Annotated in this window: 16 protein-coding genes and 1 pseudogene; 12 read left to right on the forward strand and 5 right to left on the reverse strand. The window is 60.6% G+C overall.

Annotation, left to right across the window (positions count from 1 at the left end; genetic code table 11):
• Positions 1–33: 33 nt before the first annotated feature.
• A complete protein-coding gene (locus ACG2K1_RS00355; RefSeq protein ID WP_395428820.1) occupies positions 34–1,104 on the reverse strand; it encodes an MBL fold metallo-hydrolase in 1,071 nt (356 codons plus the stop codon).
• Between the two features lie 191 nt (positions 1,105–1,295).
• Between ACG2K1_RS00355 and ACG2K1_RS00360 the strand changes: the two are divergent.
• Positions 1,296–1,393: pseudogene (locus tag ACG2K1_RS00360) on the forward strand (branched-chain amino acid transport system II carrier protein); the annotation flags it as partial.
• Between the two features lie 74 nt (positions 1,394–1,467).
• A complete protein-coding gene (gene brnQ / locus ACG2K1_RS00365; protein WP_395428821.1) occupies positions 1,468–2,661 on the forward strand; it encodes a branched-chain amino acid transport system II carrier protein in 1,194 nt (397 codons plus the stop codon).
• Positions 2,662–2,732: 71 nt separating this feature from the next.
• Here brnQ and ACG2K1_RS00370 read toward each other — a convergent pair whose 3' ends face one another.
• Both ACG2K1_RS00370 and ACG2K1_RS00375 read right to left on the reverse strand, forming a co-directional pair.
• On the reverse strand, positions 2,733–3,335 hold the full coding sequence (locus tag ACG2K1_RS00370; RefSeq protein ID WP_036495659.1) for a 5-formyltetrahydrofolate cyclo-ligase: 603 nt from the start codon (positions 3,333–3,335) through the stop codon (positions 2,733–2,735).
• A gap of 83 nt (positions 3,336–3,418) precedes the next feature.
• Positions 3,419–3,949, reverse strand: coding sequence for an inorganic diphosphatase (locus tag ACG2K1_RS00375; RefSeq protein ID WP_395428822.1), 531 nt, complete (start codon positions 3,947–3,949; stop codon positions 3,419–3,421).
• A gap of 98 nt (positions 3,950–4,047) precedes the next feature.
• On the opposite strand from ACG2K1_RS00375, the gene ACG2K1_RS00380 reads away from it, so the two are divergent.
• From ACG2K1_RS00380 to tsf, 3 genes are all read left to right on the forward strand, one after another.
• Positions 4,048–4,248 (forward strand): hypothetical protein, encoded by a 201-nt coding sequence (locus ACG2K1_RS00380; RefSeq protein WP_009425510.1) that lies wholly within the window; start codon positions 4,048–4,050, stop codon positions 4,246–4,248.
• Positions 4,249–4,400: 152 nt separating this feature from the next.
• The gene (gene rpsB / locus ACG2K1_RS00385; protein ID WP_009425511.1) at positions 4,401–5,129 is read left to right on the forward strand and encodes a 30S ribosomal protein S2; all 729 of its coding nucleotides are present in this window, start codon (positions 4,401–4,403) and stop codon (positions 5,127–5,129) included.
• Positions 5,130–5,218: 89 nt separating this feature from the next.
• Positions 5,219–6,073, forward strand: a complete 855-nt coding sequence (tsf, locus tag ACG2K1_RS00390; protein ID WP_009425512.1) for a translation elongation factor Ts — start codon at positions 5,219–5,221, stop codon at positions 6,071–6,073.
• Positions 6,074–6,195: 122 nt separating this feature from the next.
• Here tsf and ACG2K1_RS00395 read toward each other — a convergent pair whose 3' ends face one another.
• Entirely contained in the window at positions 6,196–6,438 is a 243-nt protein-coding gene (locus ACG2K1_RS00395) for a hypothetical protein (protein WP_402838331.1), read from the reverse strand.
• Here ACG2K1_RS00395 and rsgA point away from each other — a divergent pair.
• Together rsgA and rmuC are read left to right on the forward strand one after the other, a co-directional pair.
• Positions 6,437–7,312, forward strand: coding sequence for a ribosome small subunit-dependent GTPase A (gene rsgA / locus ACG2K1_RS00400; RefSeq protein ID WP_395428824.1), 876 nt, complete (start codon positions 6,437–6,439; stop codon positions 7,310–7,312). The two genes, ACG2K1_RS00395 and rsgA, sit on opposite strands and share 2 nt — an antisense overlap.
• Before the next feature lie 104 nt (positions 7,313–7,416).
• Positions 7,417–9,237: a DNA recombination protein RmuC gene (rmuC, locus tag ACG2K1_RS00405; protein WP_395428825.1), complete on the forward strand. Its 1,821-nt coding sequence runs from the start codon at positions 7,417–7,419 to the stop codon at positions 9,235–9,237.
• Between the two features lie 45 nt (positions 9,238–9,282).
• Here the strand turns inward: rmuC and ACG2K1_RS00410 are convergent, their stop codons facing one another.
• Positions 9,283–9,510, reverse strand: a complete 228-nt coding sequence (locus ACG2K1_RS00410; protein WP_395428826.1) for a hypothetical protein — start codon at positions 9,508–9,510, stop codon at positions 9,283–9,285.
• 47 nt (positions 9,511–9,557) lie between these two features.
• On the opposite strand from ACG2K1_RS00410, the gene ACG2K1_RS00415 reads away from it, so the two are divergent.
• The 5 genes from ACG2K1_RS00415 (at position 9,558) to ACG2K1_RS00435 (ending at position 14,948) form a co-directional block, all read left to right on the forward strand.
• On the forward strand, positions 9,558–9,719 hold the full coding sequence (locus ACG2K1_RS00415; protein WP_395428827.1) for a hypothetical protein: 162 nt from the start codon (positions 9,558–9,560) through the stop codon (positions 9,717–9,719).
• 234 nt (positions 9,720–9,953) lie between these two features.
• Positions 9,954–12,008, forward strand: coding sequence for a M3 family metallopeptidase (locus ACG2K1_RS00420; RefSeq protein WP_395428828.1), 2,055 nt, complete (start codon positions 9,954–9,956; stop codon positions 12,006–12,008).
• A gap of 117 nt (positions 12,009–12,125) precedes the next feature.
• A complete protein-coding gene (locus tag ACG2K1_RS00425) occupies positions 12,126–12,875 on the forward strand; it encodes a Nif3-like dinuclear metal center hexameric protein (RefSeq protein WP_395428829.1) in 750 nt (249 codons plus the stop codon).
• 123 nt (positions 12,876–12,998) lie between these two features.
• Positions 12,999–13,583: a ubiquinol-cytochrome c reductase iron-sulfur subunit gene (gene petA, locus ACG2K1_RS00430; RefSeq protein ID WP_036495662.1), complete on the forward strand. Its 585-nt coding sequence runs from the start codon at positions 12,999–13,001 to the stop codon at positions 13,581–13,583.
• Between the two features lie 15 nt (positions 13,584–13,598).
• Complete coding sequence (locus ACG2K1_RS00435; RefSeq protein ID WP_009425521.1) at positions 13,599–14,948, forward strand: cytochrome bc complex cytochrome b subunit; 1,350 nt, start codon at positions 13,599–13,601, stop codon at positions 14,946–14,948.
• Positions 14,949–14,960: the final 12 nt, after the last annotated feature.

Genomic DNA, 14,960 nt, shown 5'->3' on the forward strand with positions numbered 1-14,960 from the left:
TTTCAGACGGCCTTTTTGTGTCCGCCATTGCGGTTAGGGCAGGGGTTCGGCAAACCAGTCTGTCGTTGCCGTATCGGCATCGAACACCTGCCCCATCAGCGGTGTGAGCGTGTCGACGCCGAGTTTGCGGGCGGCGGGGATGCTTTGCAACACGGGTTCGTTCCAGGTGTGCAGGGCCATGGCGTATGCGCCCCAGTGGATGGGCATGAAGCGTTTGGGTGCGAATTTGGCGGCGAGGGCGGCGGTTTGCTCGGGGAAAAGGTGGTTGTTCGGCCAGCGTTCGTTGTATTGGCCGTTTTCGATAAAGGCGATGTCGAAGCCGTTGAAGCGTTTGGCGATTTCGTCAAAATGCCTGCCCTGCGCGGAATCGCCGTGGTAGTAGAATTTTTCGCGGCCGTGTTCGATAACGAAGCCCGACCAGAGGGATTTGTTGCGGTCGGTGAGGGTGCGCGAGGAGTCGTGGCGGGCGGGCAGCGCGGTGTAGCGGATGCCGTTGATTTCGGCACTCTGCCACCAGTCCAGCTCGGTGATGCGCTCGGGCGGCACGCCCCATTTTTGCAGCAATACGCCCAAGCCGAGCGAAACGACAAAGCGGCTGCCGCGTGCGGACAGCTCTTTGACGCTGTCTTTTTCGAGATGGTCGTAATGACTATGTGAAATCAAAACCACGTCGGGCGCGGGCACTTTGGACAAGGGGGCGGGCGGTGGCTGGAAGCGGTGCATCATCACGGGAAGCGGCGAAACGCTGTTGCCGAATACAGGGTCGGTAATCACGGTTTGCCCGCCGATGCGCATCAGAATGGTCGAGTGGCCGAACCAGACAAAGCGGCTTTTGTCTGCGGGTGCGGCGAGAAAGGCGTGCCAGTCGGGCTGCACGACGGGCAGCGGCTTGGGCGGGCGCGCGGATTGTTGGTCAACCAGCATTTTCCACATGGCGCGGGCAAGGTCGGTGGGCGCAGCCTGCGGCTCGGGGTTGAAAAAGGTGCGGCTTTCGGGGTCGTAGTGGTCGCTTTTGGGGTAAACGGGATAGGTGTCGGGATAGAGACAGATGGCGAGCGCGGCGGCTGCGGCGGTGAGGGCGAAGAGTTTTTTCTTGTGTTTCATCGCTGTGTTTTATCGTGAGGCCGTCTGAAAAACGAAACCGGGTTTCAGACGGCCTGTTGTCTGCGGGCGGGCATTATAGCGGCAGCCGACGCGCACCCGCATAAATTGATAGAATGCGCGGCTTTGTTTTCCACGCAGGTATTTCCATGACGCATACCAGTAAAAAATCGGCCTTTATCGCCACCGGCCTGATGCTGTTCGCCCTGTTTTTCGGTGCGGGCAACCTGATTTATCCGCCCGTTCTGGGGCAGAACGCGGGCAGGCGGTGTGGGCCGCGCTGGCCGGATTCCTGCTTACGGGCGTCGGCCTGCCGCTGGCGGGGGTGCTGGCGGTGGCCTATACCGGCTCGCGCGATTTGCGGATTTGGCAGGGCGCGCGGGCAGGGTCTACGGCGTGTTTTTCGCCGTCGCCCTTTATCTGGCCATCAGCCCTCTGTTTGCCGCGCCGCGTACGGCGACGGTGTCGTTTGATCTCGGTATCAAGCCGTTTTTGGGCGAGAGGGAGCACAAAGGGCTGCCGGCCGCGTTTGCCGCCGCCTTTTTCGCGCTGACCTACTGGCTGTCGATTTCGCCCGGCAAACTGGTCGACCGCGTCGGCAAGGTGCTGACGCCCGCGCTGCTGGTGTCGATTGCCGTGCTGGTGGGCTATGCGGCGGCCAAACCGATGGCCTCCTTGCAGATGCCCGCTGCCGATTATGCGGCCAACCCCGTTGTCAAAGGTTTGATTGAGGGCTACGGCACGATGGACGCGCTCGCTTCGCTGGTGTTCGCCATTATTGTGATTGACGCGGTGCGCGGCATGGGTTTTGCGAAAAAGGAAGAAGTGCTGTACCTCACTTCGCGCGCGGGCTTTGTCGCCGCCGCCTTTCTCGCGCTGGTGTACGCCTTCGTCGCCTACATGGGCGCGACGAGCGCGGGGGCAATCGGCATACAGGAAAACGGCGCGGCGGTGCTGGCCAAAAGCGCGCAGCATTATTTCGGCACGGCGGGCAACGTGCTGCTGGCCGTGATTGTGATACTGGCCTGCCTGTCGACTTCGGCCGGCCTGATTACCGCCTGCGGCGAATATTTCCACCGCCTCGCCCCGCGCGTCAGCTACCGCGCCTGGACAACCGTGTTCACGCTGGTGTCGCTCGCGCTGGCCAACGTCGGCCTGTCGGGCATTATCAAGCTCTCCGTGCCCGCGCTGATGCTGCTCTACCCTCTGACCGTGGTGCTGATTGCGCTGGCCTTTCTCGACAGGTTTTTCGGCGGCCGCCGCATCGTGTACGCCTGCACGGTGGCCGCCACGCTGCCCGTCGCCCTTATCGACGGCTGGCGCACCGCGCACGGCATGTTTGACGGTGCTTCAGACGGCCTGATTATGCAGATTGACGCAGCTTTGAAAAACATTCTGCCGCTCTACGCCGACGGCCTGGGCTGGGTCGTACCTGCGGCTGTGGGATTGGCCGTCGGGCTGGTGCTGGGGGCGGCGCAGGGTAGGGCAGAGCGCCTAGTCTGCCGTTTGCCCGAAACGGAAAGGCCGTCTGAAAACCTTGCGGGGTTTCAGACGGCCTGATGTTTTGCCAAGCTGCCGTTTGACGGGATGAGGCCGTCTGAAAGCCGTGCGTTGCGGGCGCGTTTTGTCTGTCAGCGGCGGGAAAAGCGCAGCTTGTGGCACTCCGATACGAAGCCGTCGAGCAGGATGTCGTGGGCTTCGCGCGGCAGGCGCTCGGCAAGCTGGCAGGCGAAACCGGCGGCAACGGCAAGAGGCCGTCTGAAACGGCATCCGGCCAGCGTGGCGTCGTAGTAGCCGCCCGCCTGGCCGAGGCGGCAGCCCGTGCGGTCGGCGGCAACAACGGGGACAACCATGACATCGAGGCGGTCGGCGCGGATTCGGCGTCCGGCAAACTGGGGCACGTTCAGCTTGGCGCGGCCGCGTTTGCGTTCGGCCGCCGCGCCTTCGCGGTAGGGCGTGAACCACATGCGTTTTTTGCGCGGCTCGATGTAGGGCAGGTAGACGGCCGCGCCGCGTTGTGCGGCGGTGTGCAGCAGTGGGCGCAGGTTCGGTTCGCTGCCCATCGCCCAGTAAAGGGCGGTTTTTTTGCCGCGCCGTATCAGGGGTTTGAGGCGGCGGACGATTTCCCGTTCGGCGCGCAGGCGCTCGGCGCGGGGCAGGGCGCTGCGTGCGGCGCGGTATTGGCGGCGCAGGGCGCGTTTTTGCTGTTTGACGGTGTCGGTTGCGGCGGACATGGTTTCAGACGGCCTTTCTGTGACGGTTTGCCCAAACGGAAAAGGCCGTCTGAAAAATGCTTTTCAGACGGCCTGCCGGTGCGTTAACGCTTGTTCCAGCGCTCCTGCGATTCGCGGATAACGGCTTTGGCTTCGTCGATGCCGCCCCAGTGTTCGACTTTGGTGGTGCCCGGTTTTTTCAGGTCTTTATAGTGGTTGAAGTGGAACTCGATTTGTTTGACAAGCTGCTTGGGCAAATCTTCCAAAGTGTTGTAGGCATTGCCGTTGTGGCGGTCGTCGGCGGGCACGACGACGATTTTGTCGTCCACTTCGCCGTCGTCGACGAATTTCATCACGCCGATAACTTTGGCTTCGAGGAAGATGCCGGTGGGCAGCGGCGTGTCGGTGATGATGAGCGCGTCGAGTTCGTCGCCGTCTTCGTCGAGCGTCTGCGGGATGAAGCCGTAGTTGGTCGGTTTGGCGAAGGCCAGCGGCTCGACGCGGTCGAGCTGCATCACCGCCAGCTTGCGGTTCCATTCGATTTTGTGGTTCGAACCTGCGGGAATTTCGACGACGACATTGATAATGCCGCCGTCCACGTCGCCCGCATCGAGGATTTGGTTAAAGTCTGCCATTGGGTGCGTCCTTTCGCTGTGCAAAGTGGGAAAAAGCGCGATTATAGCAGCATCAACCCCTATAATAGAGGCCGTCTGAAACCCCGAAACGGCAAACCATGTGGCACATCGTCTTTATCGGCTACGTTTTTACCACGCTGATGTTTTCCGTCGCCCAGCCCGGGCTGGCGCGCAAACTGATTTACTTCGTTTTCCTCACCGCCCTGCCCGCCGCCTTCATGCTGTGGTCGGCCTACATCCGCCTGCGCAACAGGCGCATGAAGCGCGAAGAGGAAAACGGCGGCAGACCCTTGCCCTGAAAAGCCGCAGCCCGTATAATGCCGCCGCTTTTTCCCGTAAAAAGCGCTTTTTTATTGTCATTGAAACGCTCGCACTCCGCGTCCGAAGGGTGTTTCCGCCGGTCGGAAATTCTGTGCGCGGGTGTCTGCACTAACCCTTTTGAAGGAAAACCATGTCCCAAATCACCATGCGCCAAATGCTCGAAGCAGGCGTACACTTCGGCCACCAAACCCGTTTCTGGAACCCGAAAATGGAGCAGTATATTTTCGGTTCGCGCAACAAAATCCACATTGTCAACTTGGAAAAAACCCTGCCGCTCTTCCTTGAAGCGCAGGAAGCCGTGCGCCGCCTCGTCGCCAACAAAGGCACCGTGCTGTTTGTCGGCACCAAACGCCAGGCACGCGAAATCATCCGCGAAGAAGCCACCCGCGCCGGCATGCCCTATGTCGACCACCGCTGGCTCGGCGGCATGCTGACCAACTACAAAACCGTCAAGCAGTCGATCAAACGCCTGGAAGAAAAATCCGCCGTTCTGGCCGACGCCGACAACAGCGGTTACAGCAAAAAAGAACTGCTGGACATGACCCGCGAAGTGGAAAAACTCGAACGCTCGCTGGGCGGCATCAAAAACATGAAAGGCCTGCCCGACGCCATCTTCGTTATCGACACCGGCTACCAGCACGGCACTTTGGTCGAAGCCGCCAAACTGGGCATCCCCGTTATCGCCGTAGTCGACACCAACAACAGCCCCGACGGCGTGAAACACGTCATCCCCGGCAACGACGATTCCGCCAAAGCCATCCGCCTCTACTGCCGCGGCATCGCCGATGCGGTATTGGAAGGCAAAAACCAAGCGGTTGCCGAAACCGTAGCCGCCGCACAGGCCGCCGCTGCCGAATAACACCGATGCAAAAGGCCGTCTGAAAAGTTTCCCGCCCTGCGGAAAACGGTTTCAGACGGCCTGTAACCTTAATACCCTTGGAGACAAAAATGGCTGAAATCACAGCAAAAATGGTTGCCGACCTGCGTGCCGCCACCGGCCTTGGCATGATGGAATGCAAAAAAGCCCTGGTTGAAGCAGACGGCAACATGGAAAAAGCAGAAGAAATCCTGCGCATCAAATCCGGCGCCAAAGCCGGCAAACTGGCAGGCCGCACCGCCGCCGAAGGCGTATTGGCCTACGCCATCGAAGGCAACACCGGCGCACTGGTGGAAGTGAACTGCGAAACCGACTTCGTCGCCAAAGACGCCGGCTTTGTCGAGTTTGCCAACTCGGTTGCCAAAACCGCCGTTGCCAAAAAACCCGCCGACATCGAAGCGCTGGCCGCCCTGGTGGAAGACGAGCGCAAAGCGGTTATCGCCAAACTGGGCGAAAACATGTCCGTGCGCCGTTTCAAAGTTATCGAAACCGCCAACAGCCTCACCGCCTACATCCACGGCGCGCTGGCCACCGAAGGCGTTTTGGTGGAATACAAAGGCAGCGAAGACGTCGCCCGCAAAGTCGGCATGCACATCGTTGCCGCCAAACCGCAATGCGTATCCGAAGCCGAAGTGGACGCCGAAACCGTCGAAAAAGAGCGCCACATCTACACCCAGCAGGCCGTCGAGTCCGGCAAACCCGCCGACATCGCCGCCAAAATGGTCGAAGGCCGCATCAAAAAATTCTTGGCCGAAATCACCCTCAACGGCCAGGCTTTCGTAATGAATCCCGACCAAACCGTTGCCCAGTACCTGAAAGAAAACAATACCGAAGTGATCAGCTTCGTGCGTTACAAAGTGGGCGACGGCATTGAAAAAGCCGTAGTCGACTACGCCGCCGAAGTGGCCGCAGCCGCCAAAGTGTAAGCTGCGCCATCCGATCAAAAACCCGCCGCAAACGGCGGGTTTTTTCGTTTTCAGACGGCCTGTACGCCCGATCCTTATCTGTTTCAGACGGCCTGAGCGGTTTCGCAAAGGTCGCGGCCTTTTCAGACGGCCTCTTCATCCCCGATACGCAGGCGGTAGCGCACGGAAAAGGTGCGCTTTCCTTGCGGCTGCAAAACCGTCAGACCGATGCCGTTGTTCAAGCGGTCGGGGAAACGCGGCAGGAGAGCATGGGGTGGCCGTCTGAAAAAAGGCGGCATGATAGACGAAGGGCGCGGATGCCCGTGCGGCGGCACGGCGCGGCCGCCTCTGTTAAAATCCGTTTCTTTTTGGTTACCGAACACCATGTCCGACACTGCCCGCATCATTGCCAGCTACGGCCGCCGCTACACCGTTCGCGCCGCCTCCGACCGCGTTTACGACGCTACCACGCGCAAAAAGCGGGTGGATTACGCCTGTGGCGACTTCGTACACATCGAAGTGCAGAACGAAGAGCAGGCCGTGATTAGCGATTTCCTGCCGCGCCGCAGCCTGCTCTACCGCCAAGACGCCTGGCGCACCAAGCTTATCGCTGCCAATGTCGACAGAATGTTTGTTGTGACCGCCGCCGTGCCCACGCCGAACGAAACCCTGCTGCAACGCGCCCTGCTGGCGGCGGAGGCGGGCGGCATCGAAGCCCTGGTCGTCCTCAATAAAAGCGATTTGCCCGAAAGCGCGGCGTGGCGGGAGAAACTCGCTTTTTACGCCGCCCTCGGCTACCCCGTCGTCGAAGTCAGCGCGCTGGCAAACGCCGCCGCCCTGCCGCCGCTGATGGCGGGGCGCACCAACATCTTTCTCGGCCAGTCGGGCATGGGCAAATCCACCCTCACCAACGCCCTGCTCGGCAGCGACGCCGCCCGCACCGGCGACATCTCCGCCGCCCTCGACTCCGGCCGCCACACCACCACCCACGCGCAAATGTACGACCTCGGCAGCGACACCTTCCTTATCGACTCGCCCGGCTTGCAGGAATTCGGCCTGCACCACCTCGCCGCCGCCGACCTGCTGCGCTATTTCCCCGACCTGCGCCACCTCGTCGGGCAATGCCGCTTCCACAACTGTACCCACCGCCAGGAACCAGGCTGCGCCGTCAAACAGGCGGCCGACAGCGGCGCGGTTTCGCCCGATCGCGTCGCCTTTTTGCAGCGCGTTACCGACGAGCTGGCCGCGCCGCGCCGATAACCCCTAGGCCGTCTGAAACCTGTTTTAACCTCGTTGAAGCTTCGCTTTCAGAAACGTCATTCCCGTGCAGACGGGAACGGCCTCATCCTCCTCATTTCCACACCATGACCGCAAACCACTACTACCTCATCCTCGCCGCCGCCGTCTTCACTGCCGCCGCCCTCGCCGCCCTGATTACCCGCCTTGTCTGCCAAAACCGCCATCAGGCCGATACGGCCGAGCGCGAGCGGCAGCACCGGGCCGCGCAGGCCGAAAGCGAAAGCCGCTGCGCCGCCCTCGAAGAAAACCGCGCCCACCTTGAAGAACTGTGCGACCGTCTCACCGCCGAGCAACGCCGCAGCGAAGAAGAACTGGCCGAGCAAACCCGCTTTTCAGACGGCCTCAGAGGCCGTCTGAACGCCGCCGAAAACGAGCTGGCCGCCGCCAACGTCCACGCCCGCCGCCTGCCCGAGCTGCAAAGCGAACTGGCCGCCGCCCGCAGCGCCGCCGACGGACTGCACGGGCAAATCCGCGAACTCGACAGCCGCCGCGCCGCCCTCGAAGCGCAGGTGCGCCACCTCGCCGCCCAAGCCGAAGAAGCAGGCCGTCTGAAACCCGACCATGCCGCCTTGCAGCAGGAATTGTCCGACAGCCGCGCCGCCAACGGACGCCTGTCGGCGCAACTCGAAGAAGCCGCCGCGCAAAACCGCCGCCAAACCGACGAATTAGGCCGTCTGAAAACCGACTACGCTACCTTGCAGCAAGAGTTGTCCGACAGCCGCGTGCAAAACGAACGCCTCGCCACCCAAATTGAAAAAGAGCGTCAGGCGCAGGCAGAAAAACTCGCCCTGCTCGACGAAGCCCGCGACGCCCTCGGCAGCCGTTTCCAACACCTTGCCAACCAAATCCTCGAAGAAAAAAGCCGCCGTTTCAGCGAACAAAACCGTGAACAGCTCGGCCTGCTGCTCAACCCGCTGAACGAAAAACTCGGCGGTTTCTCCCAACTCGTGCAAAACACCTACGAAAAAGAAGCCAAAGAGCGCCATACCCTCGAAAACGAACTCAAACGCCTGCAACAGCTCAACAGCCGCCTGCACGAAGACGCCGCCGCCCTCACCCGCGCCCTCACCGGCAGCCGCAACAAAACCCAGGGCAACTGGGGCGAAATGATATTGGAGAGCGTGCTCGAACACTCCGGCCTCGCCAAAGGGCGCGAATACACCGTGCAGGCCGCCGCCGTGCAGACGCAGGAAGACGGCAGCACCCGCCGCCTGCAGCCCGACGTCCTCGTCAACCTGCCCGACGGCAAACAAATCGTCATCGACAGCAAAGTCTCCCTCACCGCCTACGTGCGCTACACCCAGGCACAAAACGAAGACGAAGCCCGCACACATCTGGCCGAACACGTCCAATCCGTGCGCCGCCACGTCGCCGAACTGGCCGCCAAGCAATACAGCAACATCGACGGCCTCACCACCCTCGATTTCGTCTTCATGTTCATCCCCGTCGAACCCGCCTACCTGCTCGCCCTGCAACAGGACGGCAGCCTCTTTCAGGAATGCTTCGACAAACGCATCATGCTCGCCGGCCCCTCCACCCTCCTGGCCACCCTGCGCACTGTCGCCAACATCTGGCGCAACGAACAGCAAAACCGCAACGCCCTGGCCATCGCCGAAGAGGGCGGCAAGCTGTACGACAAATTCGCCGGCTTCGTCGAAACCCTGCAAAGCGTCGGCAAAAACATCGAACAGGCGCAAACCGCCTACCAAAAAGCCTTCAACCAGCTCAAAGACGGCCGCGGCAACCTCATCGGCCGTGCCCAAAAGCTGCATAAACTCGGCCTGAAAACCGGCAAACAGATAGACCGCAAACTGCTGGAAGAAGCCGAAGAAAACGAAACCGCCGCCCTGATTGCGGCGGACAAAACGGAAGATACGCAGGAATAGGCAAAAGGCCGTCTGAAAGCGCAGCTTCGGCGCAGCCAAACTTTTTCAGACGGCCTCCCCTAAAGGAAACCCATGTTCCTCAACCTGAAAAACGGCGGTTTTTCCATGCCGCCGCACATATTCCTGACCCGCGATACCACCCTTTCGCAGATACAGGCAGCGTTTCCCGACAGGGAAACCCATGATGTCGGCACGGGCTGGTATTGGTTCGGCCTGCCCGAAACCGAATACCGCGGGCGGCGTTTTCTCATCAGCCTTGCTTTTTGCGGCCAAACGCTGAAATCCATCCGTTTTGCCATGGCCGACAGAAACGCGGCATCGTGGGAAGACTGGTCGGAAGCTACGAACTGGAAAGCCTCAGCCTCTACCGCCGCTGGCTGGCCGAAGAAATCGGCAGCACCGGCAAATTCGACTGGGGCGGCTGCGGCGCGCACTACGATCCCAAAAGCGGCATCTGCGAAATGTTTTTCTGCTACGCCTGAACACGGCAAAAGGCCGTCTGAAAAGGGCGTTTTCACGCTTTCAGACGGCCTTTAAGCCAATATGGAGCGTGCCACCGCAGCAGCGCATTCTGCGAAATTCCGTTCCGACAATCCGCCCCCTGCGGGCTGTAATTTTGCCAAACAGCCCCATTTGGCGGGCTGTACGTTTCGTTTTCAGACGGCCTCAGAGGCCGTCTGAAACCCTTTTCCCATTTGCAAACAAGCGAGAACCCCATGACCGACAACGTCCTCCTCCATTTGGCCGACGAGCCCCGTTTTTCCGACATCCGCACCGAAGACATCAAGCCCGCCCTGCAAAGCGCGATGGCCGACGCCCGCGCCGCCGTGGCCGCCGTCAAGGCCGAACCGCAGGCAAGCTGGCTGAACACCGTCGAGCGGCTCACCGACCTCACCGAGCGCGTCGGCCGCATCTGGGGCGTCGTCTCCCACCTCAATTCCGTGGTGGACACGCCCGAACTGCGCGCCGAATACAACGCCCTGATGCCCGAAGTGACCGTCTTTTTCACCGAAATCGGCCAGGACATCGGGCTTTACGAACGCTTCAAAGCCATCAAAGCCTCGCCCGAATTTGCCGCCTTGTCGGAAGCGCAGCAAACCAAGCTGGAACACGATTTACGCGATTTCGTGTTGAGCGGCGCCGAGCTGCCGCCGGAGCAGCAGGAAAAACTGGCCTCGCTGCAAACCGAAGCCGCCCAACTCGGCGCGCAGTTTTCGCAAAACGTGCTCGACGCCACCGACGCCTTCGCCCTGTATTTTGACGACGAAGGCCGTCTGAAAGGCCTGGATGCCGACGAAAAAGCCATGTTCGCCGCCGCCGCGCAGGCCGAAGGCAAAACGGGTTGGAAAATCGGCCTGCAAATCCCGCATTATTTGGCGGTGATGAAACACGCCGACGAGCGCGAACTGCGCCAAACCCTGCACCGCGCCTACCTTACCCGCGCCAGCGAGTTGGACAACGGCGGCAAATTCGACAACACCGCCATCATTACCCGCACCCTCGAAATCGCCCTCGAAGAAGCCCGCCTGCTCGGTTTCGCCAACTACGCCGAACGCTCCCTTGCCACCAAAATGGCCGAATCGCCGCAGCAGGTGCTCGCCTTTATCCGCGACCTCGCCGCCCGCGCCAAGCCGCACGGAGAAAAAGATTTGGCCGAGTTGCAGGCGTTCGCCAGCGCCGAACTGGGTCTGCCGCAGCTAGAAGCGTGGGACATCGCCTATGCCAGCGAAAAACTGCGCGAAGCCAAATACGCATTCTCCGAAAGCGAAGTCAAACGCTACTTCCCCGCCGGCAAAGTCCTTGCCGGGCTGTTCGGCCAAATCGGCAGGCTTTACGGCGTGACCCTGCGCGAGCGCGAAGTGTCCGTCTGGCATCCCGACGTGCGCTACTACGAACTCGAACAGGACGGTGCGGTAATCGGCGGCGTGTACATGGATTTGTACGCCCGCGAAGGCAAACGCGGCGGCGCGTGGATGAACGACTACCAAGGCCGCCGCCGCTTCCTCGACGGCGGCAGGGCGGGCAGCGTGCAAATGCCCGTTGCCTACCTCGTCTGCAACTTCACCCCGCCCGTCGGCGGCAAAGAAGCGCGGCTGAGCCACGACGAAATCGTTACCCTGTTCCACGAAACCGGCCACGGCCTGCACCATCTGCTCACCCGCATCGACGAATTGGGCGTTTCCGGCATCAACGGCGTCGAATGGGACGCGGTCGAGCTGCCCAGCCAGTTTATGGAAAACTTCGCCTGGAAATACGACACCCTGCGCGCCATGTCCGAACACGAAGAAAGCGGCGCGCCCCTGCCCGAAGAGCTGTACAAAAAAATGCTGGCGGCGAAAAACTTTCAAGTCGGCCTCTTCCTCGCCCGCCAGGCCGAATTTGCCCTGTTCGACATGCTGATATACAGCGAAAGCGACGAAGGCCGTCTGAAAGACTGGGCACAGGTGCTGGAAAACGTACGCGCCGAAGTGGCTGTCATCCCCCAGCCCGCCTACAACCGCTTCGCCAACAGCTTCGGCCACATCTTCGCCGGCGGCTACTCCGCAGGCTATTACAGCTACGCCTGGGCCGAAGTATTAAGCGCGGACGCCTACGCCGCCTTTGAAGAAAGCGGCGACATCCGCGCCACAGGCGGGCGTTTCCGCGACGAAATCCTCTCGCGCGGCGGCTCGCGCAGCGCGGCCGCCTCCTTCCGCGCCTTCCGAGGCCGCGACGCCACCCCCGACGCCCTGCTGCGCCATTTGGGGCTGACGGAAAACGCCGCCGCATAAGACAGGCCGTCTGAAAGACAGAAAGGCCGTCTGAAAACCTCCGATCGGGGTTTTCAGACGGCCTTTTCCGCTACAATGCGCCGCCGTTTCAAAACAGATCAAGCAAAGGACACAAACATGGCCACACGCAGCGAAATCCTCGCATGGTGCGACGACACCCTGCAAACCCGCCTCTTCAAAGACTACGCCCCCAACGGCCTGCAAGTCGAAGGCACCGAACACATCGCCAAAATTGCCGCCGCCGTCACCGCCAGCCGCGCCGCCATCGAATACGCGGCAGAGCAGGGCGCGCAAATGCTGCTGGTGCACCACGGCATGTTTTGGAAAAGCGAACCCGTCACCATTACCGGCTGGAAAAAAGAGCGCATCGCCGCCCTGCTGCGCCACAACATCAACATGGCAGGCTACCACCTGCCGCTCGACGCCCACCCCGAACTGGGCAACAACGCCCAACTGGCCAAACTGATGGGCTGGGAAACCGAATATACCTGTGGCGAACAAAACCTGCTGCACATAGGCCGTCTGAAAACGCCGCAAACCGCCGCCGTGCTCGCGGCGGATTTGGCGCAGAAACTGGAGCGCGAACCCGTTGCCGCAGGCGATCTGTCGCAAACCGTCTCCCGCATCGGCTGGTGTACGGGCGGCGCACAGGGCTTTTTTCAGACGGCCTTAAACGAAGGCGCACAGGTCTACGTCACGGGCGAAATCTCCGAAGCACAATACCACCTTGCCAACGAAACCGGCGCGGTGTTCCTGTCGGCAGGCCATCACGCCACCGAGCGTTACGGCATCCTGGCGCTGGCGCAGGCGCTGCAACGGCGCTTTAACGTGGAAACCGTCTTTTTCGACGAAAAAAATCCTGCTTAAAGTCAAAAAACCCTTCAAAAATTTACCTTATTTTAAATAGTGCTTTAAGTAACCCCAGCAGTTCGGGTAGAATTGCGGGGTTTAATGGCTCGGTATTTTCAAAATCTCAGGATGACTGAAATAATGGATAATCAAGAAATCAATCAAGGCCGCCGCCGTTTCCTCGTGCTGGCAACAGCGGGAGCGGGCGGGGTGGCCGCAGCAGGTGCGGCTGCGCCCTTCGTAGCCAGCTGGTTTCCCTCGGAAAAGGCTAAGGCCGCCGGTGCGCCGGTGGAAATCGACGTCAGCAAGCTCGAAGCCGGACAGATGCTGACCGCCGAGTGGCGCGGCAAACCGATATGGGTGGTGAACCGCACCGACCAGCAGGTAAAAGACCTCAAAAGCCTCAACGGCTCTCTGGCCGACCCCAATTCCGAGGTCGACCACCAGCCCGAAGACTGCAAAAACGAAACCCGTTCGATCAAACCGAACGTGCTGGTGGCCGTCGGCATCTGCACCCATTTGGGCTGCTCGCCGACCTTCCGTCCCGACATCGCCCCCGCCGATTTGGGTGCAGACTGGAAAGGCGGCTTCTTCTGCCCCTGCCACGGCTCGAAATTCGACATCGCCGGCCGCGTGTTCTCCGGTATGCCCGCGCCGACCAATCTGATTGTTCCCCCCCATAAATATCTAAGCGACACCACCATTCTGGTCGGTGCCGAATCATAAAAAAGGGACTTCATCATGGCAAACCAAACCAATAGCAAAGCAAAGGCATTGTTAGACTGGGTGGACGCTCGTTTCCCTTTGTCTAAAATGTGGCGCGAACACCTTTCCGAATACTACGCGCCGAAAAACTTCAATTTCTGGTATTTCTTCGGCTCACTGGCGCTTTTAGTGCTGGTGATTCAGATTGTCAGCGGCATCTTCCTCGTGATGAACTTCAAGCCCGACGGCAACCTGAACCAATACAACCTGCCCGCCGCGTTCACCGCTGTGGAATACATCATGCGCGACGTATCCGGCGGCTGGATCATCCGCTATATGCACTCTACCGGCGCATCCTTCTTCTTTATCGTCGTATACCTGCATATGTTCCGCGGCCTGATTTACGGCTCGTTCAAAAAACCGCGCGAGCTGGTGTGGGTGTTCGGCTCGCTGATTTTCCTTGCGCTGATGGCCGAAGCCTTTATGGGCTACCTGCTGCCGTGGGGACAAATGTCGTTCTGGGGCGCGCAGGTGATTATCAACCTGTTCTCCGCTATTCCCGTAATCGGCCCCGATTTGTCCGTTTGGATACGCGGCGACTTCACCATCTCCGATGCCACGCTCAACCGCTTCTTCGCCCTGCACGTTATCGCCGTGCCGCTGGTGCTCTTGGGCTTGGTGGTGGCACACATCATCGCCCTGCACGAAGTCGGCTCGAACAACCCCGACGGCGTGGAAATCAAAAAACTCAAAGACGAAAACGGCGTGCCGCTGGACGGCATTCCCTTCCATCCCTACTACACTGTGAAAGACATTCTCGGCGTGGTGGTGTTCCTCATCGTCTTCTGTGCTGTGATGTTCTTCGCTCCCGAAGGCGGCGGATACTTCCTCGAAAGCCCCAACTTCGACCCTGCCGACCCGCTGAAAACTCCCGCGCACATCGCGCCGGTGTGGTACTTCACCCCGTTCTACGCCATTTTGCGCGCCATCCCCTCGTTTGCCGGCACGCAGATTTGGGGCGTGATCGGCATGGGCGCGGCCGTGGTGCTGATTGCCCTGCTGCCGTGGCTCGACCGCTCGCCGGTGAAATCCGTGCGCTACCGCGGCCCGGTCTTCAAAACCGCGCTGGTGCTGTTTGTTATCGCCTTCATCGGTCTGGGCATCCTCGGCGCGATGGTGGCCACCGACTCCCGCACGCTTGTTGCCCGCATCCTGACCTGCGTCTACTTCGCCTTCTTCATCGGCATGCCGTTCTACACCAAACTGGACAAAACCAAACCGGTTCCCGAACGCGTAACCATGAGCACGGGCAGACAGAAAGTCATGTTCTTCGTTTACGTTACGATTACCTTGGTCGGCGCGTATCTGTTTGCAACCAATATCTGATGAGGGCGGCAA

This window comes from Neisseria sp. 23W00296, assembly GCF_044772855.1.
Lineage (GTDB): Bacteria > Pseudomonadota > Gammaproteobacteria > Burkholderiales > Neisseriaceae > Neisseria.

Coding starts and splice junctions, on each gene's coding strand:
- petA (WP_036495662.1), top strand. CDS start 12,999: ATGGATAATCAAGAAATCAATCAAGGCCGCCGCCGTTTCCTCGTGCTG.
- ACG2K1_RS00425 (WP_395428829.1), top strand. CDS start 12,126: ATGGCCACACGCAGCGAAATCCTCGCATGGTGCGACGACACCCTGCAA.
- ACG2K1_RS00420 (WP_395428828.1), top strand. CDS start 9,954: ATGACCGACAACGTCCTCCTCCATTTGGCCGACGAGCCCCGTTTTTCC.
- ACG2K1_RS00355 (WP_395428820.1), bottom strand. CDS start 1,104: ATGAAACACAAGAAAAAACTCTTCGCCCTCACCGCCGCAGCCGCCGCG.
- rsgA (WP_395428824.1), top strand. CDS start 6,437: ATGTCCGACACTGCCCGCATCATTGCCAGCTACGGCCGCCGCTACACC.
- tsf (WP_009425512.1), top strand. CDS start 5,219: ATGGCTGAAATCACAGCAAAAATGGTTGCCGACCTGCGTGCCGCCACC.
- ACG2K1_RS00375 (WP_395428822.1), bottom strand. CDS start 3,949: ATGGCAGACTTTAACCAAATCCTCGATGCGGGCGACGTGGACGGCGGC.
- ACG2K1_RS00395 (WP_402838331.1), bottom strand. CDS start 6,438: ATGGTGTTCGGTAACCAAAAAGAAACGGATTTTAACAGAGGCGGCCGC.
- ACG2K1_RS00380 (WP_009425510.1), top strand. CDS start 4,048: ATGTGGCACATCGTCTTTATCGGCTACGTTTTTACCACGCTGATGTTT.
- rmuC (WP_395428825.1), top strand. CDS start 7,417: ATGACCGCAAACCACTACTACCTCATCCTCGCCGCCGCCGTCTTCACT.
- ACG2K1_RS00435 (WP_009425521.1), top strand. CDS start 13,599: ATGGCAAACCAAACCAATAGCAAAGCAAAGGCATTGTTAGACTGGGTG.
- rpsB (WP_009425511.1), top strand. CDS start 4,401: ATGTCCCAAATCACCATGCGCCAAATGCTCGAAGCAGGCGTACACTTC.
- ACG2K1_RS00370 (WP_036495659.1), bottom strand. CDS start 3,335: ATGTCCGCCGCAACCGACACCGTCAAACAGCAAAAACGCGCCCTGCGC.